This is a genomic window from Sphingomonas arvum, assembly GCF_026013565.1.
GTDB lineage: Bacteria > Pseudomonadota > Alphaproteobacteria > Sphingomonadales > Sphingomonadaceae > Sphingomicrobium > Sphingomicrobium arvum.
In genome coordinates this window covers 738,313-761,496 of sequence record NZ_JAPDOB010000002.1, presented here as the reverse complement: position 1 = coordinate 761,496, position 23,184 = coordinate 738,313, and the positions used below count along the sequence as shown (strand labels likewise).

Annotated in this window: 17 protein-coding genes; 4 read left to right on the top strand and 13 right to left on the bottom strand. The window is 68.1% G+C overall.

Going from position 1 to position 23,184, the window contains the following annotated elements; all coding sequences use genetic code 11:
• Positions 1-44: 44 nt before the first annotated feature.
• Entirely contained in the window at positions 45-1,259 is a 1,215-nt protein-coding gene (locus OMW55_RS11270) for a threonine ammonia-lyase (RefSeq protein ID WP_264883208.1), read from the bottom strand.
• 51 nt (positions 1,260-1,310) lie between these two features.
• Here OMW55_RS11270 and OMW55_RS11265 point away from each other — a divergent pair, with 51 nt between their 5' ends.
• Positions 1,311-2,966 carry an amidohydrolase gene (locus OMW55_RS11265; RefSeq protein WP_264883206.1) on the top strand — a complete coding sequence of 552 codons (1,656 nt, stop codon included), beginning with the start codon at positions 1,311-1,313 and terminating at the stop codon, positions 2,964-2,966.
• On the opposite strand, the gene OMW55_RS11260 is transcribed toward OMW55_RS11265, so the two are convergent.
• Genes OMW55_RS11260 through OMW55_RS11240 form a run of 5 tightly spaced genes read right to left on the bottom strand, consistent with a single transcriptional unit; the run spans position 2,941 to position 10,477 of the window.
• Positions 2,941-4,935: a protein-disulfide reductase DsbD family protein gene (locus OMW55_RS11260; protein ID WP_264883204.1), complete on the bottom strand. Its 1,995-nt coding sequence runs from the start codon at positions 4,933-4,935 to the stop codon at positions 2,941-2,943. The genes OMW55_RS11265 and OMW55_RS11260 overlap by 26 nt on opposite strands.
• 17 nt (positions 4,936-4,952) lie before the next feature.
• Positions 4,953-7,571, bottom strand: a complete 2,619-nt coding sequence (metH, locus tag OMW55_RS11255; RefSeq protein ID WP_264883202.1) for a methionine synthase — start codon at positions 7,569-7,571, stop codon at positions 4,953-4,955.
• Between the two features lies 1 nt (position 7,572).
• Positions 7,573-8,601, bottom strand: a complete 1,029-nt coding sequence (locus OMW55_RS11250) for a homocysteine S-methyltransferase family protein (RefSeq protein ID WP_264883201.1) — start codon at positions 8,599-8,601, stop codon at positions 7,573-7,575.
• Positions 8,598-9,524: a methylenetetrahydrofolate reductase [NAD(P)H] gene (gene metF, locus OMW55_RS11245; RefSeq protein WP_264883200.1), complete on the bottom strand. Its 927-nt coding sequence runs from the start codon at positions 9,522-9,524 to the stop codon at positions 8,598-8,600. Before metF ends, OMW55_RS11250 begins: the two co-directional genes overlap by 4 nt.
• On the bottom strand, positions 9,521-10,477 hold the full coding sequence (locus OMW55_RS11240; RefSeq protein ID WP_407822155.1) for an ArsR/SmtB family transcription factor: 957 nt from the start codon (positions 10,475-10,477) through the stop codon (positions 9,521-9,523). Before OMW55_RS11240 ends, metF begins: the two co-directional genes overlap by 4 nt.
• 218 nt (positions 10,478-10,695) lie before the next feature.
• On the opposite strand from OMW55_RS11240, the gene OMW55_RS11235 reads away from it, so the two are divergent.
• Positions 10,696-10,971, top strand: a complete 276-nt coding sequence (locus OMW55_RS11235) for a circumsporozoite protein (protein WP_264883198.1) — start codon at positions 10,696-10,698, stop codon at positions 10,969-10,971.
• Between the two features lie 77 nt (positions 10,972-11,048).
• Positions 11,049-11,231 carry a hypothetical protein gene (locus OMW55_RS11230; protein WP_264883196.1) on the top strand — a complete coding sequence of 61 codons (183 nt, stop codon included), beginning with the start codon at positions 11,049-11,051 and terminating at the stop codon, positions 11,229-11,231.
• Between the two features lie 137 nt (positions 11,232-11,368).
• Here the strand turns inward: OMW55_RS11230 and groL are convergent, their stop codons facing one another.
• From groL to OMW55_RS11215, 3 genes are all read right to left on the bottom strand, one after another.
• The gene (groL, locus tag OMW55_RS11225) at positions 11,369-13,015 is read right to left on the bottom strand and encodes a chaperonin GroEL (RefSeq protein ID WP_264883194.1); all 1,647 of its coding nucleotides are present in this window, start codon (positions 13,013-13,015) and stop codon (positions 11,369-11,371) included.
• 75 nt (positions 13,016-13,090) lie between these two features.
• Positions 13,091-13,378 (bottom strand): co-chaperone GroES, encoded by a 288-nt coding sequence (gene groES / locus OMW55_RS11220; protein WP_264883193.1) that lies wholly within the window; start codon positions 13,376-13,378, stop codon positions 13,091-13,093.
• A 129-nt stretch (positions 13,379-13,507) separates the two neighbouring features.
• On the bottom strand, positions 13,508-14,896 hold the full coding sequence (locus OMW55_RS11215) for an MATE family efflux transporter (protein ID WP_264883191.1): 1,389 nt from the start codon (positions 14,894-14,896) through the stop codon (positions 13,508-13,510).
• Between the two features lie 90 nt (positions 14,897-14,986).
• On the opposite strand from OMW55_RS11215, the gene sppA reads away from it, so the two are divergent.
• The gene (sppA, locus tag OMW55_RS11210; RefSeq protein WP_264883189.1) at positions 14,987-16,849 is read left to right on the top strand and encodes a signal peptide peptidase SppA; all 1,863 of its coding nucleotides are present in this window, start codon (positions 14,987-14,989) and stop codon (positions 16,847-16,849) included.
• On the opposite strand, the gene OMW55_RS11205 is transcribed toward sppA, so the two are convergent.
• The 4 genes from OMW55_RS11205 to OMW55_RS11190 form a co-directional block, all read right to left on the bottom strand.
• A complete protein-coding gene (locus tag OMW55_RS11205) occupies positions 16,797-17,522 on the bottom strand; it encodes a PepSY domain-containing protein (RefSeq protein WP_407822138.1) in 726 nt (241 codons plus the stop codon). The two genes, sppA and OMW55_RS11205, sit on opposite strands and share 53 nt — an antisense overlap.
• A 34-nt stretch (positions 17,523-17,556) precedes the next feature.
• On the bottom strand, positions 17,557-18,948 hold the full coding sequence (lpdA, locus tag OMW55_RS11200) for a dihydrolipoyl dehydrogenase (protein ID WP_264883188.1): 1,392 nt from the start codon (positions 18,946-18,948) through the stop codon (positions 17,557-17,559).
• Between the two features lie 86 nt (positions 18,949-19,034).
• The gene (gene odhB, locus OMW55_RS11195) at positions 19,035-20,288 is read right to left on the bottom strand and encodes a 2-oxoglutarate dehydrogenase complex dihydrolipoyllysine-residue succinyltransferase (protein ID WP_264883187.1); all 1,254 of its coding nucleotides are present in this window, start codon (positions 20,286-20,288) and stop codon (positions 19,035-19,037) included.
• Between the two features lie 8 nt (positions 20,289-20,296).
• On the bottom strand, positions 20,297-23,119 hold the full coding sequence (locus tag OMW55_RS11190) for a 2-oxoglutarate dehydrogenase E1 component (protein WP_264883186.1): 2,823 nt from the start codon (positions 23,117-23,119) through the stop codon (positions 20,297-20,299).
• Positions 23,120-23,184: the final 65 nt, after the last annotated feature.

Below are 23,184 nucleotides of genomic sequence, written 5' to 3'. Positions count from 1 at the left end.
CGAACTTGGTTAAGCCGAAAGCATGTACCGGAGTGGGGCAGCGCTTAATCGAGCCGGGCGCGCTCGACGTGGAAGCCGGCGCCCTCCAGCTTCTTCTCAAGCGCGTCGATGTCGGCGGCGTCGCGGGCCTCCACCTCGACTTCAATCTCGGTGTCCTTGGCCGGTAGCGCTGTGAAAATGCGGTTGTGCCGCACCTCGACGATATTCACCCCCGCCTCCCAGATGGTGCGGGTGATCGCCGCCAGCGCGCCCGGCCGGTCCTGCGCGAAGATGCGCAGCCGCGCGATCCGCCCGCAACGGACCAGCTCGCGGATCAGCACGTTTGCCAGCAGGTGCGTGTCGATGTTGCCGCCGCACAGCACGGTGGCGACCTTCTTGCCCCGGAACTGCTCCGGCCGGGCGAGGATCAGCGCCAGGCCTGCCGCGCCCGCGCCTTCGACCACCGTCTTCTCGATCCCGACCAGCAGCGCCACCGCATGCTCGATGTGCTTCTCGGCGACCAGCTGGATTCGGTCGACCCGCTCGGCGATGATCGCCCGGGTCAGCCGGCCCGGCTCCTTGACGGCGATGCCCTCGGCCAGCGTATCGCCGCCGACGTCCGTCACCGTGCCGTCGATGCAGTTCTTCATCGACGGGTAGAGCTCTGCTTCGACGCCGATCACCTCGACCTCGGGCCGCAGCGCCTTCACCGCCGTCGCCACCCCGCTCATCAGCCCGCCGCCGCCGATCGGCACCACCACGCAATCAAGGTCCGCAACCTGGTCGAGCAGCTCCAACCCGACGGTGCCCGCCCCGGCCACGATCTTCGGGTCGTCGAACGGATGGACGAAGACGAAGCCGTCGCGCTCCGCCAGCTCCAGCGCATAGGCATAGGCGTCGTCGAACCGCTCACCATGCAGGATCACGTGGGCGCCATGCTCCTCCGTCTGGCTGACCTTCATGATCGGCGTGTTGGTCGGCATGACGATGGTCACCGGAATGCCGAGCCGGCGGCCGTGGTAGGCTACTGCCTGCGCATGGTTCCCCGCCGACGCCGCGATCACGCCGCGCCCGCGCTCCTCGTCAGTCAGCTGCAGCAGCTTGTTGAGCGCGCCACGCTCCTTGTAGGCGGCGGTGAACTGCAGATTCTCGAACTTCAACCAGACGTCGGCGCCGGTGATCTCCGACAGGGTGCGGCTGCGCAGGGTAGGCGTACGGATGACCGCGCCGGCGATGCGGTCGGCGGCGAGGCGGATGTCGTCAACGGTCGGAAGGTTCATGCCCGTCCGGCTAGCCCTTCCCGAGCGGCCTAACAATGCTAGGCTCACCCCATGCGCTTCCCCATCCTGCTCACCGCCGCCGCACTCACCGCCGTTCCGGCTCACGCCGACACGCTCGTCCGCAACGTCCGCGGCGTGCAGGTCGATGCCCGCGGTCAGGTCGAGCGCTTCACCGGGCTGCTGTTCGACGACACCGGTAAGGTCAGGCGCGTCCTCCATGGTGAGCAGCTGAAGCTGCCCGGCTCCACCCGTGTGGTCGATGGCGGCGGGCGCGCGATGCTGCCGGGGCTGATCGACGCCCATGGTCACGTCATGGAGCTCGGCCTTTCGCTGTCGCAGCTCGACCTCACCGGTACCCGCTCCGTGGCCGAGCTGCAGCAGCGCCTCAGGGCTTATGCGGCCGCCAACCCCGACCTGCCTTGGATCATCGGCCGCGGTTGGAACCAGGAGCTATGGCCGGACAAGCGCTTCCCCACCGCTGCCGATCTCGACGCAGTGGTCAACGACCGACCCGTCTGGCTCGGTCGCGTGGATGGCCACGCCAACGTAGGCAACAGCGCTGCCCTGCGCGCGGCCGGTGTGACCGCTGCCACCAAGGCGCCGTCCGGCGGCCGGATTGAGCAGGACGCCGCCGGCCGGCCCACCGGCCTGTTCGTGGATGCCGCGACCGGCTTTGTCGAACGCTCCGTTCCCGCGCCGACCGCAGCCATGCGCCGCACTGCGCTGCTGAAGGCGCAGGCCGACCTCCTGTCTAAGGGACTGACCGCCGTCGCCGATATGGGCACCAGCCTCGACGATTGGGCCGCCATGCAGCAGGCCTATGGCGACCGCTCGCTCCAGGTCCGCATCATGAGCTATGCGGCCGGCCCCGATGCCCTCGCCGCCATCGCGCGCACCGGCGCCAAGGACTGGCTATTCGCGGACCGGCTGAAGCTGCTCGGCGTGAAGCTCTACGCCGATGGCGCGCTCGGCTCGCGCGGCGCCTGGCTCAAGCGGCCCTACGCCGACGCCCCGACCCGCGGCCTGGCATTGCTCACCCCGGCACAGCTCAAGCAGCAGGCGGGCGTCGCTGCGGCGGGCGGCTACCAGATCGCCGTGCACGCCATTGGCGATGCCGCCAACGACATGGTCCTGACCACCTACGAGCAGCTCGGATCTGCGAATGGCGACCGGCGCTGGCGGGCCGAGCATGCGCAGATCGTCGACACCGCCGACCTCGACCGCTTCGCCCGCGGCCGGATCATCGCGTCCATGCAGCCGGTGCACCAGACCAGCGACCGCCTGATGGCCGAAGCGAGGCTCGGCCAGCAACGATCGGCCGGCGCCTACGCCTGGCAGACGCTGGAGAAGAGCGGCGCCAGGCTGGCGTTCGGATCGGACTTCCCCGTCGAGGACCCCAACCCGTTTCACGGGCTCGCCGCGGGGATCAGCCGCCAGGGCATGGACGACCAGCCGCCCGGCGGGTGGCGGCCGTGGGAGCGGCTGACCTTCGCCCAAGCGCTCAAGGGCTTCACCCGTGACGCGGCCTGGGCCGGCTTCGCCGAGCAAAAGTTCGGCAGCCTGGAGCCGGGCAAGTGGGCCGACTTCATCCTGGTCGACCGGGACATCAGCGCCGCGAGCCCGCATGACCTTGCCCGCACACAGGTGCTGGAAACCTGGGTCGCCGGCCAGCGCGTCTGGGCTAGGGACGCTGCGCCCGTGCGATGAGCATGGCCGGGGTCAGCACCTGCGGCAGTTCCTCGGGCTCCGACCGGCCCGGCGCGTACCACAGGTAGAGCGGTACGCCCGCCCGCCCACGCGCTTCCAGAAACCGGGTGATCGCTGGATCGCCGTTGGTCCAGTCGCCGGCCAGCACCTCGACCTTCGCTCGGCGGAATGCGTCCGTGACGGCCTCACGATCGATCGCGTTGGCTTCGTTGACCTTGCACGTCAGGCACCAATCGGCGGTGAAGTATACGAACACCGGCCTGCGCTGGGCCTGCGCAGACGTGACCTTTGCCTCGCTCCACGCCCGCACGCCCGCCAGGCTGCGGGTCGCCCCCGAAGGAACTGGCAGCAGCAAGGCGAGCACCAGCGCCCCCGCCACCGTACTGCCAAGCACAAGCCAGCCCCATCGGCGCTCGCCGCGCTGACTTCGACCGTAGAGGAACAGCAGCAGCGCGAGCAGCGCCACCGCCAGCAATCCGAGCAGCAGGCCCGCCTGCCCGCCCTGCCGCCAAAGCAACCACAGGGCCGCGCCCGTGCTGAGCGCCATGGGTATCGCAAGTACCCGCTGCAGCCGCACCATCCACGCGCCCGGACGGGGCAATCGGCGCCGCAGCGCGGGAACGAACGCAACCGCCAGGAACGGCAGCGCGATGCCAAAGCCCAAGGCGGCGAACACCGCGATCGCTCCAGCGGCAGGCAGCAGCAGCGCCGCGCCGAGTGCCGCACCCATGAACGGCCCCGCGCATGGCGTGGCGACGAACGCGGCCAGCGCGCCCGTGGCGAAGCCGCCGCGCGGGTTGGCAGCGCCGCCGAGCACCGGCAGCTTGAACACGCCCAGGAGGTTGAGAGTTATGGCCGTGCCGAGCAGTAGCAGGACCAGGATCGTGCGTGGGTCCTGCAGCTGGAACGCCCAGCCGGCGGCCGACCCTCCGGCGCGGATCAGGAGCAGGGCGATGCCCAGCGCACCGGTGCCGACCACCGCGCCCGCCGTGTAGGCGAGCGCATCGCGGCGGGCGTGGCGCTCGTCCCCACCAGCCCGTGCCAACGCCAGCGCCTTCAAGGCGAGGATCGGAAACACGCACGGCATGAGGTTGAGCAGCAGCCCGCCGGCGAGCGCGCCCAGCAGGGCCCAGCCAAGTGCGCTCCAGTCGTTCCGCCCGGCCGCTCCAATCACCGTCCCGCCGCTCGGGACCGAACCGGGCGTCGCTGCCACCGTCAGCCCCTGCCCTGCACCCAGCGCCAGCACTCCCTCGATGCGGTCACCGGGCGACTTGGTCGTCAGCTCGGCGATCAGCAGGTCGCCCTTGCGCAGGAATCGCTGCGGTGCCGCATGGCCGAGGTCGGTACCTGGCGCCGGAAAGAAGTGCGGCTCTTGAACGGCGACGCTGGCGGGCAGCGGAATGCCCAGCCGCACCGCCGTGCCCACTCCATCGAACCGGGCAGCAGCACCGAGCGGCCGCGGCAGCTTGCGCCGCCATTCGTCGAAGCGCGCCCGCTCGTCCGACCCGCCGCCGACCGGAACGTCCAGCCGCAACTCGCCCCGCTCCGGAACGCAGATCTGGTCGGTGCAGGCGAGCCACTGGGCCTGCGCGCGCACGGGCATCAGGCCGGACGCATCCGCCGGCACGCGCAGGCGGGTCAGGATCGCGTATGGACCCTTGTAGACATAGTTCATCAGGCCCGCGATCGTCAGCGTCTGGGGCACCGGATAGCGCAGCTCGCCGACACTCGCGCCGGCCGGCACCTGCCACTCAATGCTCATCGGCTGGCCGGCGTCGCCCGGGTTCAGCCAGTAGCCGTGCCAGCCCGGCGCCGGAGTCATCAGGATGGCGAGGTCGACCTCGCTGCCCGGCTGCACCGGTCCGTCCACCACCAGTTGCGGTGTGATGTTCGGCGGTCCCGACCCCAGCTGCGCAAGCGCCGGTCGGCTGAAGATCAGCGCGAGCAGCAGAAGCAGGCAGCGGAGCACGGAACCGCGCCCTAGCATCAATCGAGGTTCGGGCGCAGCCACCGTTCGGCCTGCTCGACATCAACGCCGCGGCGCTTGGCATATTCCTCCAGCTGGTCGCGCCCGATCGTCGCCACGCCGAAGTAGGCGCTGTCGGCATGGCCGAAGTAGAAGCCGCTGACCGCCGCCGTCGGCATCATGGCAAAGCTCTCCGTCAGCTGGAGGTCGGCCGGCGCCCCGCCCAGCAGGTCGAACAGGATCGGCTTCAGGCTATGATCCGGGCTGGCCGGATAGCCGGGCGCCGGACGGATGCCAGCGTAGCGCTCGCGGATCAGCTCCTGGTTGGAGAGATGCTCCTCGGCATAGCCCCACAGGTAGGTGCGCACATGATGGTGCAGTCGTTCGGCCAGCGCTTCGGCCAGCCGGTCGGCCAGCGCCTTCAGCATGATGTCCGAATAGTCGTCGTTAGCCGCTTTGAACCGGTCGAGGTGCGGCTCGGCGCCATGGATGCCCAGCGCAAAGCCACCGATCCAATCCTCGCCCTCCTCCATGATGAAGTCGGCCAGGCACATGTTGGCTCGGCCCTCACGCTTCCGGACCTGCTGACGGAGGAAGGGTACCCGCACCGGCTCGTTGCCGGCCAGCACGAGGACGTCGTCACCATCACGCCAGCAGCGCCACAGGCCGACGGCGCTGCGGGCAGTCAACCAGTGCTCCGCCACGATCCGGTCGAGCATCGCTTCGGCGTCGCGGTACAGGCCGCGGGCGCTCTCCCCAACGACCGGATCGTCGAGGATGGCCGGGAAGGTGCCGTGCAGCTCCCACGCGCGGAAGAACGGCGTCCAGTCGATGTGCGCGCGCAAGTCCCTGAGCGGCCAGTCGGCGAACTTGTGGCTGCCCGGCCGATACGGGTCGGGCGCCTTGCCAGCCGGGTCGGCGCGGAAGCGGTTGGCGCGCGCCTCCTCCAGCGTCACCCGGTCCTGCGGCCCGCCTCGCGCCCGCGCCTCGCGCAGCGCCTGGTAGTCGCGAGCCGTGCCGTCGATCAGCTCGGCCCGCTGCGGCCCGTCGCTGACCAGCGCCGACGCGACGCCCACCGCCCGGCTCGCGTCCAGGACATGGATGACGGGGCCAGAGTAGGCCGGCGCGATCTTGAGCGCCGTGTGCGCCTTGGAAGTGGTGGCGCCGCCGATCAGCAGCGGCAGGCTCATGCCCGCCCGCTCCATCTCGCTCGCCACCGTGACCATTTCGTCCAGCGACGGCGTGATCAGCCCCGACAGGCCGATGATGTCGGCGTCCGTCTCGCGCGCCGTCTCGAGGATCTTCGTCCACGGCGTCATAACGCCAAGGTCGACCACCTCATAGCCGTTGCACTGCAGGACCACGCCGACGATGTTCTTGCCGATGTCGTGCACGTCGCCCTTGACCGTCGCCATGACGATCCGACCCTTGCCCTTGGCGCCTTCGTCCTTTTCCAGCTCGATGAAGGGCAGCAGGTGAGCAACCGCCTTCTTCATCACGCGGGCGGACTTCACCACCTGCGGCAGGAACATCTTGCCCGACCCGAACAGGTCGCCGACGACGTTCATGCCGTCCATCAGCGGACCCTCGATGACGCTGATCGGCCGGGTCGCCTGCTGGCGTGCCTCCTCCGTGTCCTCGACGATGTGGGCGTCGATGCCCTTCACCAGCGCATAGGACAGGCGCTCCGCAACGGGGAGCGAACGCCATTCGGCGGCCGCCTTCTCCGCGACCTCGTCGGTGCCCTTGAAGCGTTCGGCGAGCGCGATCAGCCGCTCGGTCGCGTCCTCACGGCGGTCGAGGATCACGTCCTCGCACGCATCCCGCAGCTCCGGGTCGATCTGGTCGTAGACGTCCAGCTGGCCCGCGTTGACGATGCCCATGTCCATGCCCGCCGGAATGGCGTGGTACAGGAACACGGAGTGCATGGCGCGGCGCACGGGCTCGTTGCCGCGAAACGAGAAGCTTAGGTTCGACAGCCCGCCGGAGATGTGCGCGCCGGGGCAGCGCCGCCGAATCTCGCTCGCGGCCTCGATGAAGTCGATGGCGTAGCGGCGGTGCTCGTCGATGCCGGTGGCCACGGCGAACACGTTAGGGTCGAAGATGATGTCCTCGGCCGGAAAACCATCGTCCGTGAGGGTGCGGTAGGCGCGCTCGCAGATCTCGACCTTGCGCTGAGCCGTGTCTGCCTGACCGGTCTCGTCGAACGCCATCACGACCACCGCCGCGCCATAGCCGCGGACCAGCCGGGCCTGTTCGAGGAACACCGCCTCGCCTTCCTTGAGGCTGATCGAATTGACGATCGGCTTGCCCGACACGCACTTGAGACCGGCCTCGATCACGGTCCACTTGGACGAGTCGATCATCACCGGCACCCGCGCGATGTCCGGCTCGGCGGCGATCCGCTTCAGGAACGTGGTCATGGCGAGTTCGCCGTCGAGCAGCGCCTCGTCCATGTTGACGTCGATCACCTGCGCGCCGTTCTCGACCTGCTGGCGGGCGACTTCGACCGCTGCGTCGTAATCTCCGGCCAGCACCAGCTTTTTGAAGCGGGCGGAGCCGGTGACGTTGGTGCGCTCGCCGATATTGACGAACGCGGTGGCCGCGTTGGCGGCAGAGGTGTCGGCAGTGGCGTTCATGTCAGGCGGCCAGCACCATCGGCTCAAGCCCGGCGAGCACCGTCCGGCGCGGCGCTGGCGGCGCAACGCGCGGAGTGCGGTGTGCGACTTTGCGGGCAATGGCGGCGATGTGCGCGGGGGTGGTGCCGCAGCAGCCGCCAACGATATTCACCAGGCCATCGTCCACCCACTCGCCCACCTGCGCGGCGGTCTGCTCGGCCGCCTCGTCATATTGGCCCAGCTCGTTAGGAAGGCCGGCGTTCGGATAGGCCATGATCAGCGTGTCCGCCTGGGCGCTCAGCGCCGCCAGGTGCGGACGAAGCTGCGCGGCGCCGAAGCTGCAGTTGAGCCCGATGGTGATCGGCCGCGCGTGCCGAACGCTGGCCCAGAAAGCCTCCACGGTGTGGCCGGACAGGTTGCGGCCGCTAAGATCAGTCAGGGTCATGGAAACCATGATCGGCGCCAGGTCGAGCGCGGCCATGATCGCCGCCTTGCAGTTCAACGTGTCGAACACGGTCTCGATCAGGATGAAGTCGGCCCCGCCTTCCAGCAGCGCTTGCGCCTGCTCGCGATAGGTCGCCTTGACCGTGTCGAAATCGACTTCCCGGAAGCCCGGATCGTTGACGTCCGGTGACAGCGACAAGGTCTTGTTGGTCGGCCCGAGCGCGCCGGCGACGAAGCGACGGCGGCCATCCTTGTCCGAATAGCGGTCGGCGACCTCCCGGATAATGCGGGCCGCGGCCACGTTCATCTCGGGCACCAGCTCCTCGGCCCCGTAGTCCGCCTGGCTGATGCGGTTGGCGTTGAAGCTGTTGGTGCCGAGCACGTCCGCGCCCGCCTCGACATATGCCTCGCAGATGGATGCGATCAGGTCCGGCCGGGTGAGGCAGAGCAAATCATTGTTGCCCTTCTGGTCGCGGGTCAGGCCAATGCTCCCGCAATAGTCGGCGGCCGCCAGCCCGGCGCCCTGAATGGCGGTGCCATAGGCTCCGTCCTTGATCAGGATGCGGCGGGCGGCCTCAGCGCGAAGGGCATCGGCGGAAGACGTCATCGGTGAGCCTTTCGGTCCGCGCGCACCCCCAGCAGGTGGCAGATGGCATAGGCCAACTCGGCGCGGTTCAATGTATAGAAGTGGAAGTGGCGGATCCCGCCGGCGTAGAGCTGGCCGCATAGTTCGGCGGCGATGGTAGCGGCGATCAGCTGCCGCGCCGCCGGCTTGTGGTCGAGCCCTTCGAACAGCTCGTCCATCCAGTCCGGGATGGCGGCGCCGCACTGGCCCGCAAACTTGCGGGTCTGGGCGACGTTGCTGACCGGCAGGATGCCGGGCACGATCTCGGCCGCGATGCCCCGGGCGGCCGCGCGGTCGCGGAACCGGAGAAACGCGTCGGCCGAAAAGAAGAACTGGCTGATCGCCCGATCCGCCCCGGCGTCCACCTTGCGCGCGAGATGGTCCAGGTCGGCTTCCGGGCAAGTCGCCTGGGGGTGCATCTCGGGATAGCAGGCAACGCTCACTTCAAATGGCGCAACCTGCTTCAGGCCGGCGACCAGCGCCGCCGCATCGGCATAGCCGTCGGCACGCGGCACATAATCGGCGCCTTCTTCCGGCGGATCGCCGCGCAGGGCGACAATGTGGCGCACACCGGCGTCCCAATAGCTCCGCGCGATGTCGTCGATCTCGCCCCGGCTTGCGTTGACACAGGTGAGGTGCGCGGCGGCCGGCAAGTGCGTTTCGCGAACGATACGCTCGACTGTCGCATGGGTCCGCTCCCGCGTGGAGCCACCCGCGCCGTAGGTCACCGACACAAATTGCGGTTGAAGCGGCGCGAGCGTCTCTATCGAGGCCCACAACGTTTCAGCCATCTTGTCCGACTTCGGCGGAAAGAACTCGAAGCTGACCGCAATGTCGCCCTTTGCCGCCGCGAATAATGGTGTGGGCTCGAATGTGCCGACCGACGCCAGCGCTACCCTGCTCATGCCGCTCTCCGCTTTGCTAGCCGCGCAGCTTCTTTGCGCGCAGACCATATGGTGACGGTGAGTTCCCCGCCGGCCAGGTGCTCGACCACTTCGCCCACGAGCCCCGCCTCCGCCAGCCAGCCGAGCAGCGCGTCATCGCTGAAGCCGAGCCGCGCATGCTGCGCGATCTCGCGTAGTTCCTCGCGCTCATGCGGCGCGAAGTCGACGACCAGCAACCGCCCTCCCGGGGACAGCAGGCGCGCCGCCTCCACGATCGCCTGCCCCGGCGCATGAGCAAAGTGCAGCACTTGATGTAGCAAGACCAGGTCGGCGCTGCCGTCGTCCAGCGGAAGCGCATACATGTCACCCTGCCGCAGCGAGGCGGGCACCGCCGCAGCCTCCAGCTTGGCGCGGGCAAACCGCAGCATCTCGCTGGACTTGTCGACTCCAATCGACTGCTCGGCCAAGCGTCCAAACAGCTCGATCATGCGCCCGGTGCCGGTGCCGACATCGACCATCCGGCCGAGCGGCCCGGCGCCGAGCACCCGCCCGATCGCCTGCTCAACCTCGCTTTCCGCGACGTGCAGCGAGCGGATCTCGTCCCAGACATGGGCATTCACCGCAAAATAGCGCTCGGCCGCCTCGGCCCGATCGCGTCGCACAGCAGCAAGCCGCGCCCGGTCGGCGGCGAGCGACGCGGCGGCCTCGCGGTCGGCAGCAAGATCGGTCAGCGCGAACAGCGCTTTCGCCAGGTCCGCCCGGGCCAGGGTCAGGAAAACCCAGCTGCCTTCCTTGCGGCGAGCCAGCATACCGGCGTCAACCAGTATCTTGACGTGTCGCGATACCCGCGGCTGGCTTTGCCCCAGTAGCTGCGCCAGTTCGCCCACCGACATCTCCAGCTCGCGCACCAGCGCCACGATGCGCAACCGCGTGGGGTCGGCAAGCGCCTGGAACAACTCGGTCAGGGGGAGCAATGGAGACACGGATAACGATATAAAGAAGTCTTTATATGTGGGGCAAGCACGAAAGCGCGGACCCGCACAAAATCGGTTCGTCGCAAAAGGTGATTGCGTGCTCCCCAGGCCTCACCTAAATCCGCGCGCTGGTCTGACCGTAAACAATGCGGCGGGCCGGACCTGCGCCGAACTCGATCTTTGGGGCCGGCGTCGTTTTGATAGGGATGGAAACGATCATGAAGAAGTTTGCGCTCGTCGCCGTGGCCGTTGCTGGTCTGGGTCTCGCTGCTTGCCAGGACAATGCTCCGGACAACAACGTCTCGACCGAGAACACGATCGAGACCGAAGCTGCGGCCGACACCAACGCGTCGCTCGACGCGACCGACAACGCCGGAGTCGCCGCCGACAACGCGCTGGACGCGGCCGGCAACGCCGTGTCGAACGCCGGCAACGCCGTTGAGAATGCGGCCGAGGACGTCGCCAACGGCCAGGACAACGTCGCGGGCCGCTAAGCTCTCGCGTTCCTGATCAGTTAAGCGGAAGGGCCGTCCGGGCAGACCGGGCGGCCCTTCTTCGTTGGAGGGATGTCTTGAGAACGACCCTGCTGCTGACACTGACGCTGCTGAGCGCCTGCGGACGGAATGAGCGGCCGCCGGCGCCAACGGCGGAGGAGAGCCGGCGGCTCGACCAGGCCGAGGCGGAACTGAATGCGCTTGGGAACGAAGAAGGGCCGCTGCCCGAGGACAGCGGCCCTTCCAGTTCGTCGGAGTAGCTTGGGCGGGGCCGTCACGGGAGTTAATTTCGTGACGTCGGTCCTGTCGGCGTTGCCGCAGGCCGTCCAACCGTCGCCGAGTCCGGGGCCAAGTCGCCGACCTGTCGGTCGCCGGCCTTGGCCCCGGCCGGCTCGGCTTAGAAGTCCATGCCGCCCATGCCGCCCATGCCGCCCGGCAGGCCGCCGCCGGCAGCAGCCTTGTCTTCCGGCACTTCGCTGACCGCCGCTTCGGTGGTGATCAGCAGGCCGGCGACCGAGGCCGCGTCCTGCAGCGCGGTGCGGACGACCTTGGTCGGGTCGATCACGCCGGCCTGAACCAGGTTCTCGTAGGTGTCGGTCTGCGCATTGAAGCCGAGGTTGGCGTCGCCGCCGTCCAGCAGCTTGCCCGAGATCACCGCACCGTCATGACCAGCGTTGGACGCAATCTGGCGGACCGGCGCGTAGAGCGCCTTGCGGACGATATCCACACCGCGGGTCTGGTCGTCGTTGACGCCGCTCAGGCCCTCAATCGCCTTGGTGGCGTAGAGCAGCGCGGTACCGCCGCCCGGGACAATGCCTTCCTCGACCGCGGCGCGGGTCGCATGCAGCGCGTCGTCGACGCGGTCCTTGCGCTCCTTCACCTCGACCTCGGTCGAACCGCCGACCTTGATCACGGCGACACCCCCGGCGAGCTTGGCGAGACGCTCCTGGAGCTTCTCACGGTCGTAATCGCTGGTGGTAACTTCGATCTGCTGGCGGATCGCGGCGACGCGGCCCTCGATCCCGGACTTCTCACCAGCGCCGTCGACGATGGTGGTGTTGTCCTTGTCGATGGTGACGCGCTTGGCGGTGCCGAGCATGCCGACCGTGACGTTCTCGAGCTTGATGCCGAGATCCTCGGAGATCATCTCGCCCCCGGTCAGGATGGCGATGTCCTCGAGCATCGCCTTGCGACGATCACCGAAGCCCGGCGCCTTGACGGCCGCGACCTTGAGGCCGCCGCGCAGCTTATTGACGACCAGGGTCGCCAGCGCCTCGCCCTCGATGTCCTCGGCGATGATCAGCAGCGGACGACCCGACTGCACCACCGCTTCCAGGATCGGCAGCATGGCCTGCAGGTTGCTGAGCTTCTTCTCGTGGATCAGGATGTACGGATCGCTGAGTTCGACCGACATCTTCTCCGGGTTGGTGATGAAGTACGGCGACAGGTAGCCGCGGTCGAACTGCATGCCCTCGACGACGTCCAGCTCGAACTCGAGACCCTTGGCCTCCTCGACGGTGATGACGCCTTCCTTGCCGACCTTGTCCATGGCCTCGGCGATCTTCTCGCCGACTTCACGGTCGCCGTTGGCCGAGATGATGCCGACCTGGGCAACCTCCTGGCTGTTGGCGACGGGCTTGGAACGGCTCTTGAGGTCCTCAACCACGCGGGTCACGGCGAGGTCGATGCCGCGCTTCAGGTCCATCGGGTTCATGCCGGCCGCAACCGACTTCATGCCCTCGCGGACGATCGCCTGGGCGAGCACGGTGGCGGTGGTGGTGCCGTCGCCGGCGATGTCGTTGGTCTTCGAGGCCACTTCGCGCAGCATCTGCGCACCCATGTTCTCGAACTTGTCCTTGAGCTCGATTTCCTTGGCGACGGTAACGCCGTCCTTGGTGATGCGCGGTGCGCCGAAGCTCTTGTCGATGACGACGTTGCGGCCCTTCGGGCCCAGCGTCACCTTGACGGCGTCGGCGAGAATGTCGACGCCCTTCAGGATTCGCTCGCGCGCGTCCCGGCTGAATTTCACGTCCTTGGCTGCCATGTGGCTACCCTTTCATGAGTTCGGCTCTGAAGATCAGAGCCGGTGATGGTTGAAGAAGGATCCGAGCTCGTTTGCTCAGCCGACGATCCCCAGGATGTCGCTTTCCTTCATGATGATGAGGTCCTCACCGTCGACCTTGACCTCGGTGCCCGACCACTTGCCGAACAGGATGCGGTCGCCGGTCTTAACCTCCAGCGGGGTCACGGTGCCGTTGTCGGAACGGGCGCCGGTGCCAACGGCAACGACTTCGCCTTCCTGCGGCTTTTCCTTGGCGGTGTCCGGGATAATGATCCCGCCCGCGGTCTTCTCCTCGGCCTCGACCCGGCGGACGAGAACGCGATCGTGAAGCGGCCTGAAAGCCATGAGCTAAGCCCCTTTTTGCTCTTCGTTGTTGAACCGTTTCGCGTTGGCACTCCCATCAAGAGAGTGCCAGCGACGTCGCGCATTTGGGTAGCGCCGGCGTGTCTGTCAATGCCCCGTTCAGCCGCAAATTTACGTGGGCGGAACAAGGCCCAGTCGCGTCCGCCGCGACCAGCGCACCAGCATCAGCACGGACACGACCGCCAGCCCGAGCGCCAGGCCGATCCAGATTCCGGTGCCCTTGAGCGGTGTCGCGAAGGCGAGATATGCGCCGCTGCCGAGGCCGACCGCCCAATAGCCGAACCCGGCATAGAGCATCGGTACGCGGGTGTCGTGCAGTCCGCGTAGGATGGAGGCGCCGATCACCTGCGCGCCATCGACGATCTGGAACACCGCGGCGACCAGCAGGAACCGCACGGCCAGCGCCAGCACGGCTCCGCTGCCCGGCTCCGCGGAGTCGAGGAACAGGCCGGCCAGCCGGCTAGGGAACAGCCACATGACCGCGGCGGACAGCAGCGCGAACGCCAACGCGCACGCAATCGCCACCCGGCCCGCCAGTGCGATCCACGCCGGGTCGCGCGCGCCGTGGCCGTAGCCGACCCGCACGGTCGCCGCCTGGCTCAGGCCCAGCGGTACCATGAAGGCGAAGGCGGCGATCTGCAGGGCGATCACGTGCGCCGCAACGCTGGTCGTGTCGATCAGGCCCATCAGGTAGACGGCGCAGGAGAAGACGCTGACCTCGAATGCCCAGGTCAGCGCGATGGGCGTGCCGAGCCGGACCAGCTCCCGGAAACGCGGCCAGTCGGGCCGCCACCAATGACCGAACAGGTGCATGGTGCGCAGCCGTGCTAGCCTGGTCAGCGTAACGCCCAGCGCGAGCGCCATGACGCTGTTGGTGATTAGCGTCGCCATGGCCGATCCAATCATCCCGAACGCCGGCATGCCAAGGTGGCCGAAGATCAGCGTCCAGTTGAGCAGCACGTTCAGCGCGACGCCACCAAGCGCCACCACCAGCGTCACGATCGTCCGGTCGAATGCGGTCAGCGCGGTGCGGAACAGGAATATCAGCAGGCCGGGCAGCAGGGCCCACCGGAGGACGCCCATGAAATCGCCCGCGGCCGCCGACAGGCGCGGGTCCTGCCCCAGCAGCCGGCACAACGGCTCAACCAGGCTCAGCACTCCCACGCCAGCGAGGCCGTAGAACGCGACCAGCCACAGGCCCATGCGGAAGCTGCGCCGGCTTTCCCGCACGGCCCCGATGCGCCGCCCGAGTGCGGAGGCGATCAGCGGCGCGATCGCGATGGTCAGGCCGACGCCGGTGAACAGGACGAGGCTGAAGAAATTGACCGCTAGCGCCGAGGCAGCGAGCGGCTCCGGCCCCAGTCGCCCGAGCATCAGCACGTCGGTGGTGGTGATCGCGTTGGCCGCAAGGTTGGACAGCACCAATGGCCCCGCGAGGCGCAGGCTGGCGGACAGCTCGTCGCGCCACGTGGCGGGAGCGGCGGCGAGCGCACGCGGCATGGCGCCGCCCTAGCCGCCCGGACCTCTGCCGTCACCTATGGCGCGACATTGCTCGCTCCGCTACTTGCCGCCGCACACAAGGAGAAGCTCATGCGGTTCGTGCGCGGCGTCTGGCACCTGCTGGTCGGCATCAAGGATGCACTGGTGCTGATCTTCATGCTGCTGTTCTTCGGTCTGCTGTACGCGGCCCTGTCCTCCCGGCCGGCACCGGTCGGTGATGGCGTGCTGACATTGGACATGGCCGGCACGCTGGTCGAACAGCCGGCCGAGGTCGACCCGTTGGCAACCCTCGGCGGCAGCGGCATGAGGGAGCATAGCCTGCGCCAGCTGCGTGCGGCGGTGCTTGCGGCCAAGGACGACGGCCGGGTCAAGGCGGTTGCGCTGGACCTCGACGGCTTCATGGGTGGCGGCCAGGCGGCCCTGCACGACCTCGGCACGGCGCTCGACGAGGTGCGCCGGGCCAAGAAGCCGGTGATCGCCTATGCCACCGCCTACACCGACGACGGCTATCAACTCGCGGCCCACGCGTCGGAGGTATGGCTCAACCCGTTGGGCACGGTGGCGCTTGCTGGGCCGGGCGGCAACAACCTCTACTTCAAGGGCCTGCTCGACAAGTTGGGCGTGACCGCCAACGTCTACCGCGTCGGCACCTACAAGAGCGCGGTCGAGCCCTACACCCGCTCTGACATGTCGCCTGAGGCGCGGCAGAATGCGCAGGAACTGTCCGGCAACCTGCTGGAGACCTGGCGCGACGACATCCGCGCGGCACGGCCCAAGGCGGCCGTCGACCCATATCTGCGCGACACGGCCGGCGTCGTTCAGGCGAGCGGCGGCGACTTTGCCCAGGCGGCCCTACGCGCCGGGCTGGTCGACCGCATCGGCGAGCGGCACCAGTTCGAGCGCCGGCTGGCGGCGCTCGGCGGCGAAGGAGACCGCGCTCGCGGCGCCTACCAGCGCATCCCGCTGGCCGCCTACGTCCGCGACAAGGTACGCGACAACCGCTCGGCGCCGATCGGGGTGGTGACGGTTGCCGGGACCATCGTGGACGGGAAGGCGCCGCTCGGCACGGCCGGCGGCGAAAGCATCGCGGCGACGATCGACAAAGCGCTGCGCGGCGGCAAGCTGAAGGCGCTGGTCGTCCGCATCGACTCGCCCGGCGGCTCGGTGACCGGATCGGAGCGCATCCGCGCAGCCCTCATGCAAGCCCGGGCACGTAACATTCCCGTGGTCGCCTCCATGGGCAATGTCGCCGCGTCGGGCGGCTATTGGGTGGCGACCGCCGCGGATCGGATCATAGCCGAGCCCTCGACCATCACCGGCTCTATCGGCGTGTTCGGCATCTTGCCGAGCTTCCAGGGCACCCTGCAAAAGCTGGGCGTCGGTGCCGACGGGGTGAAGACTACGCCGCTGTCGGGCGAGCCGGACCTGCTCAACGGGCCCTCCCCCGAAGCGAGCCGGCTGGTGCAGATGGGGATCGAGAGCACCTACCGTCGCTTCCTCGGGCTGGTCGCCCAGGCGCGCGGCAAGACGCCGGCCCAGGTCAACCAAATCGCGCAAGGCCGCGTGTGGGCAGGCGGAACGGCGCGACAGATCGGCCTGGTCGACAGCTTCGGCGGGATGGACGAGGCGATCGCGGAAGCCGCCCGCCTGGCCAAGCTGGGTGACGAGCGCCGGGTCACTTACCTGGAACGACCGACCAGCTGGCGGTCGCAGCTGCTCGGCTTCGTCGGCGGTGACGATGACGACGAGGGCAGCAGCGGCGGCTCCGACGCCTTCGCCAGCCTGGCGGCGCGCGGCCAGCGCGAACTTCTGGGCGGGCTGGCCGACGCCCGCTCGGTGCTGATGGGTCCGACCATCCAGGTTCGCTGCCTGAGCTGCCCGGCGCCCGTGCCGGCGCGAGTCAGCGCGGCGGAGCTGGGCTGGTGGGAGCGGCTTGCGGCGCTGCTGGGCTGATCCGGCGCCGCCGCACCGTGAAGGGCAGCAGGGCGAGCGCCAGCACCGTGCCGATCAGCGCCGCGATCCCGAAGCCGATCACCGACGGGTTGTGGCTGTCCTCGCGGCCCTTCAGGTCCATGATGTGGAGCCCCCACATCCAATCATAGAAGCGCCACCAGCGGGTGCGGCGGGCGACCACCTCGCCGGAGCCGGCGTCGACGTAGAAGCGAGTGCCGTCGCTCATGCTCACCTGCCAGGTGGCAAGCGGACGGCGGAGGTCGAGCGGCGGGCTGTCGGCGGAGGTGCGGGCGACGGCGGCGACGTGCGCCGATCCGGTGTAGCGGCCGGTAACCTCGCGTGCGGCATCGGCCGCGCTGAGTGGCGGGAGCAAGTGGCCGGTCAGCGGGTCGGCCAGCCGCGTCGGTCCGTCCTTCACCGCCAGGATCCAGCGCGGACCCCCGGCACGCTGTTCCAGGCTCAAGCGCTCGAGCGGCAGTCCGGCGATGCTTGGCGGTGCGGGCGGCGCCGTCATGCGCACCGGCGCCAGCGGCCGCAGGAGGTCGGCGCCGCGCACCTCCTCGATTGGCTTCCACACCATGATCACGCCGGACAAGGTCCAGAACAGCAGCGGCAGGCCGATCAGCCAGCCGAGCCAGGTATGCCAGCGCCGCAGGGTCGAGCGGAGGCGCATGCCTGTGCTCCGCCCGTCTTCCTGAGCCTCGATGCTAGACGTGGATCGGCTTGCCGCGAACTGCCATCGCCGCTTCCTTGAAGGCCTCGGCGTGGGTCGGGTGAGCGTGGCAAGTGTAGGCGATGTCCTCGGACGTCGCGCCGAACTCCATCGCCTGCGCGGCCTGCGCGATCATGGTGCCGGCCAAAGTGTTGATCATCCACACCCCGAGCACCCGGTCGGTCCTCGCATCGGCGATGACCTTGACGAATCCGTCCGGCTCCTTGTTCGTCTTCGCGCGGCTGTTGGCGAGCATCGGGAACTTGCCGACTTTGACCTCGCCGTTGGCCTTGGCCTGCTCCTCGGTCAGGCCGACGCCCGCGATCTCCGGCGTGGTATAGACCACGGACGGAATGATCGCGTGGTTCACGATACCGGTCAGGCCGGCGATGTTCTCGGCCACGGCGATGCCCTCGTCCTCGGCCTTGTGCGCGAGCATGGGGCCGGGGACCACGTCACCGATCGCCCAGATGCCGGGCACGGCCGTGCGGAAGTCGTGGTCGATCTCGATCTGGCCGCGGTTATTGACCTGCAGCCCGGCCGCATCGAGACCAAGCCCTTCGGTGTTGGCGCGGCGGCCAATGGCGACCAGCACGTGACTGGCCTCGATGGTCTCGGCCGCGCCGCCCTTCGCGGGCTCGATCGTCACGGCGACGCCGCCGCCATTCACCTGCGCGCCCGTCACCTTGGTGCCGAGCCGATATTCGAAGCCCTGCTTCTTGAAAATCTTGTTGGCTTCCTTGCGGACTTCCTCGTCCATGCCGGGCAGTATCTGGTCGAGGAACTCGACGACCGTGACCTTGGCGCCAAGCCGCCGCCAGACCGAACCGAGCTCCAAGCCGATCACGCCGCCGCCGATCACCACCAAGTGTGACGGCACCTCGGGGAGCTCCAGCGCGCCGGTGGAATCGACGATCCGCTGCTGGTCGATGGTCATACCCGGCAGCTGGGTGACGGACGAGCCCGTGGCGATCACGATGTTCTTGGCCTTGACGGTGCGATCACCGACCTGGACCGTGTCCTTGCCGGTGAACGTGCCCTGCCCCTTGATCCACTCGACCTTGTTCTTCTTGAACAGGAACTCGATGCCCTTGGTCAGGCCCCCGACCGCATCCTTGCGGCCGGCATGCATCTTGGTGAGGTCCAGCGTGAATTGGCCGCTGATGCCCCATTGGTCGAAGTGGCCGTGCGCGGCTTCCTCGAACAGTTCGGACGCATGGAGCAGCGCCTTGGACGGGATGCAACCGACGTTGAGGCAGGTGCCGCCCAGTGTTTCGCGGCTCTCGACGCAGCCGGTCTTGAGCCCGAGCTGCGCCGCGCGGATTGCGGCGACGTAGCCGCCGGGGCCGGCGCCAATCACCAATACGTCGAAGTCGTAATCAGCCATCAGATTTTTCCTGTTCGTCGTGGCGGCAGCCGCCGCCATCCGGACGCAGCCGGGACACCCGTCTCAACTGGGGTCGGTGGGGGAAATCACAAGTCGATCAGCAGCCGCGTCGGGTCTTCGATCGCTTCCTTGATGCGGACCAGGAACGTGACCGCCTCGCGGCCGTCGACCAGCCGGTGATCATAGCTCAACGCCAGGTACATCATCGGGCGGGCGACGATCTGCCCGTCCCTGACCACCGGCCGCTCCTCAATCCGGTGCATGCCGAGCACCGCCGATTGGGGCGGATTGATGATCGGAGTGGACAGCAGCGAGCCGAACACGCCACCGTTGGAGATGGTAAAGGTGCCGCCAGCCATGTCGGCTTGGGTGAGCGTGCCTTCCTTGGCCTTCTTGCCGTAGCCGGCGATCGCGCCCTCGATCTCGGCGAAGCTCATCCGGTCGGCCGAGCGGATCACCGGGACGACCAGGCCCTTGGGCGCGGAAACGGCGACCGAAACGTCGAGGTAGTCGTGGTAGACGATCTCGTCGCCCTCGATCCGGGCGTTAACCGACGGCACGTCGCGGGCGGCCAGCGCCGCCGCCTTCACGAAGAATCCCATGAAGCCGAGGCGAATGCCGTGCTTCTTCTCGAATAGGTCCTTGTAGCGGGCGCGGGCGGCGATGACTTCCGTCATGTCCACGTCATTGAACGTGGTCAGCAGCGCAGCGGTGTTCTGCGCTTCCTTGAGGCGGGTGGCGATGGTCTGGCGCAGGCGCGTCATGCGGACGCGCTCCTCGCGGCGCTCGCCGGTCGCAACCGGGGCGGCGGACGCTGGCGCGACCGGTGCCGGAGCCGGCGCGCTCGGCTGCGCGACCTTGCCCTCGGCCGCCTTCTGCACGTCTTCCTTGGTCAGGCGACCGTCCCTGCCGGACCCGGTCAGAGCCGACGGATCTACGCCGCTTTCCTGAACAGCCCGGCGCACTGCGGGGCTGAGGCGAAGAGCTTGTGCCTGCTCATCCGTGATTTCGTGCCCTTGCGTCGGGGCGGCCGACGCGGCCGAAGCCGGAGCGGCTGGTGCCTGGGCCGGAGCGGAGGTCGCAGCAGGAGCGGACCCAGCTGCCCCTTCCGAAATGGTCGCGATCACCGCGCCGACGTTGACCGTGTCGCCCTCGGCAACCATCGCCTCGCCGAACGTGCCGGCGACGGGCGAGGGCACTTCCACCGACACCTTGTCGGTTTCAAGGCTCGCGACCGGTTCATCGACCGCGACCGCCTCGCCGGGCTTCTTCAGCCACTGGCCGAGGGTCGCTTCCGTGATGCTTTCGCCAAGCGTCGGAACTTTGACTTCGATGCCCATTCGGCTCCTCAGGAGTTGGCTGCTGCGGCTGGAGGCTGCTTAGCCTCCACTTCAGCGTTGGTCGATTCAGGGGTGCCGAGCGCGTCGCCGACAAGGCCCGTCTGCTCCTCGGCATGGCGCTTGGCGAGGCCCGTTGCAGGCGAAGCGGACGCGGCGCGGCCCGCGTAGCGCGGACGCAGGTTCTTGCCGGCCGCCTTGAGGCATTCCTCGATGAACGGCTCGACGAAGAACCAGCTGCCGTTGTTGCGCGGCTCTTCCTGGCACCAGACGACCTCTTCGAGGTTCGGCATGGCAGACAGGCGCTTGACCAGCGGCTCGGACGGGAACGGATACAGTTGCTCGATCCGGACCACCTCGACATCGTCCTGCCCGGCCGCGTCGCGCGCTTCGAGCAGTTCGTAGGCGATCTTGCCCGAGCACAAGACCAGCCGCCTGGTCTTGCCCTCAACTGGCGGGTTAAGATCGGACAAAATCCGCTTGAAGTGACTTTCGCCGGTGAAGTCGGCGGCAGTCGATACCGCCAACTTGTGGCGAAGCAGCGACTTGGGCGTCATCACCACCAGCGGCTTGCGGAAGTCGCGCAGCAACTGGCGCCGCAACAGGTGGAAGTAGTTGGCCGGCGTGGTCGGATATGCGACCTGGATGTTGTCGTCCGCACACAGCTGCAGGTAGCGCTCCAGGCGGGCCGAACTGTGCTCCGGTCCCTGTCCTTCGAATCCGTGCGGCAGCAGCAGCACGAGGCCGCTGGCGCGCAGCCACTTCGCCTCGCCGCTGGCGATGAACTGGTCGATGATGACCTGCGCGCCATTGGCGAAGTCGCCGAACTGCGCCTCCCACAGCACCAGGGTGCGAGGGTCGGCCAGGCTGTAGCCATATTCGAAGCCGAGCACGCCGAACTCCGACAGCGGGCTGTCGCGGACCTCGAACCGACCGCCCTCGACTTTGGTCAGCGGGATGTACTTGTTGCCGGTCTGCTGATCGGTCCACACTGCGTGACGCTGCGAGAAGGTGCCGCGACCGCTGTCTTGGCCCGACAGCCGCACGCTGTGACCGTCGGCAAGAAGCCCACCGAACGCCAGCGCCTCCGCCGTCGCCCAGTCGAAGCCGGCGCCCGCCGTGAACATCTGCTTCTTGGCATCGAGAATCCGCTGCAGCGTCTTGTGGACCGTCAGCCCCTCGGGAACCTGGGTTAGCAGCTCGCCGAGCCGCGCCATCTCCTCGGTGTCGATCGCCGTGCCCGTGTTACGGCGCCCGGACACCGGCTCGCCGGGGCGCTTCAGCCCGGCCCAGCGTCCCTCAAACCAGTCGGCCTTGTTCGGCAGGTAGGTCGCACCCGCCGTGAACTCGCCTTCCAGCAGGGTAGTGAACTCGGCGGTGCGCGCGTCGATCCAGGCCTGGTCAACCACGCCCTCCGCAATCAGCCGGTCACCGTAGAGCTTGCTCACTGCCGGATGCTGCCGGATCGCATCGTACATCAGCGGCTGGGTGAAGCTCGGCTCGTCGCCCTCGTTGTGGCCGAAGCGGCGGTAGCACCACATGTCGATCACGATGTCGCGATTGAACTGCTGGCGGAACTCGACGGCCAGCTTGCAGCAGAAGGTCACCGCTTCCGGATCATCGCCATTGACGTGCAGGATTGGCGCCTGAATGCCCTTGGCCACGTCCGAAGGATAGGGCGACGAGCGCGCGAACTGCGGCGAGGTGGTGAAGCCGACCTGATTGTTGATGACGAAATGCAGGCAGCCGCCGGTGCCATAGCCGGGCAGGCCGGAGAAGCTCAGGCACTCCCAGACAATGCCCTGGCCCGCGAACGCCGCGTCGCCGTGCAGCAGCACTGGCAGCACCTTGTCGCCGTCGGGATCGCCCTTGATCGTCTGCACCGCCCGGGCCTTGCCGAGCACCACGGGGTTGACCGCTTCCAGGTGCGACGGATTGGCCTGCAGCGACAGATGGACCTTGATGCCATCGAACTCGCGATCGCTGCTGGTGCCGAGGTGGTACTTGACGTCGCCGGAGCCACCGACGTCCTTCGGGTTGGCGCTGCCACCCGCGAATTCGTTGAAGATGGCGCGGTACGGCTTGCCCATGACGTTGGCGAGGACGTTGAGCCGCCCGCGATGGGCCATGCCAACCGTGATCTCCTCAACGCCATACTGGCCGCCATACTTGATCACGCCCTCAAGCGCCGGGATCATGCTCTCGCCGCCGTCGAGACCGAAGCGCTTGGTCCCGACGTACTTCTTGGCGAGGAACTTCTCCCACTGCTCGCCGTGGATCACCTTCTCAAGGATCGCCTGCTTGCCCGCGGGGGTAAAGCTGACTCCCTTGTCGCGGCCTTCCATCCGCTCCTGGAGAAAGCGGCGCTCCTCCAGGTCATTGATGTGCATGTACTCGAGGCCGATCCGGCCGCAGTAGTTGGCGCGTAGGATGGCGACGATGTCGCGGACCGTCGCCGTCTCGAGGCCAAGCGCGCCGCCGATGTAGACCGGGCGGTCGAGATCGCCGGCAGTGAACCCGTGGTACTCGGGCGTGAGATCGGCGGGCAGTTCGCGGTGGGATAGCCCCAGCGGGTCGAGGTCGGCCGCAAGATGCCCCCGCACCCGGTAGGTGCGGATCAGCATCATTGCCCGGACGCTGTCGTCGGCCGCCCGGCGCAGGGCCGTTTCGTCGGTCACCCCTGCGGTAGCCGCCTGCGCCTTGGCGGCCTTCTGCACCTTCTCGATGGTCGCCTGGGTCGGATCGAGACCAAGGTTGATCTCATCCAGCTCAGCGAGCGGCCAGTTCGGCCGTTCCCAGCTCGGCCCCTGCTCGACGTCGAAAATCTGGTCCATGTCGCTCCCGTACCCCGGCCCTCGCCGCGGTCCAGCCTTTCACCGTTCGTCCCGACAGCTGGAGT

Coding starts and splice junctions, on each gene's coding strand:
- OMW55_RS11190 (WP_264883186.1), bottom strand. CDS start 23,119: ATGGACCAGATTTTCGACGTCGAGCAGGGGCCGAGCTGGGAACGGCCG.
- OMW55_RS11250 (WP_264883201.1), bottom strand. CDS start 8,601: ATGACGTCTTCCGCCGATGCCCTTCGCGCTGAGGCCGCCCGCCGCATC.
- OMW55_RS11265 (WP_264883206.1), top strand. CDS start 1,311: ATGCGCTTCCCCATCCTGCTCACCGCCGCCGCACTCACCGCCGTTCCG.
- OMW55_RS11235 (WP_264883198.1), top strand. CDS start 10,696: ATGAAGAAGTTTGCGCTCGTCGCCGTGGCCGTTGCTGGTCTGGGTCTC.
- OMW55_RS11215 (WP_264883191.1), bottom strand. CDS start 14,896: ATGCCGCGTGCGCTCGCCGCCGCTCCCGCCACGTGGCGCGACGAGCTG.
- sppA (WP_264883189.1), top strand. CDS start 14,987: ATGCGGTTCGTGCGCGGCGTCTGGCACCTGCTGGTCGGCATCAAGGAT.
- groES (WP_264883193.1), bottom strand. CDS start 13,378: ATGGCTTTCAGGCCGCTTCACGATCGCGTTCTCGTCCGCCGGGTCGAG.
- lpdA (WP_264883188.1), bottom strand. CDS start 18,948: ATGGCTGATTACGACTTCGACGTATTGGTGATTGGCGCCGGCCCCGGC.
- metF (WP_264883200.1), bottom strand. CDS start 9,524: ATGAGCAGGGTAGCGCTGGCGTCGGTCGGCACATTCGAGCCCACACCA.
- OMW55_RS11205 (WP_407822138.1), bottom strand. CDS start 17,522: ATGCGCCTCCGCTCGACCCTGCGGCGCTGGCATACCTGGCTCGGCTGG.
- groL (WP_264883194.1), bottom strand. CDS start 13,015: ATGGCAGCCAAGGACGTGAAATTCAGCCGGGACGCGCGCGAGCGAATC.
- OMW55_RS11270 (WP_264883208.1), bottom strand. CDS start 1,259: ATGAACCTTCCGACCGTTGACGACATCCGCCTCGCCGCCGACCGCATC.
- metH (WP_264883202.1), bottom strand. CDS start 7,571: ATGAACGCCACTGCCGACACCTCTGCCGCCAACGCGGCCACCGCGTTC.
- odhB (WP_264883187.1), bottom strand. CDS start 20,288: ATGGGCATCGAAGTCAAAGTTCCGACGCTTGGCGAAAGCATCACGGAA.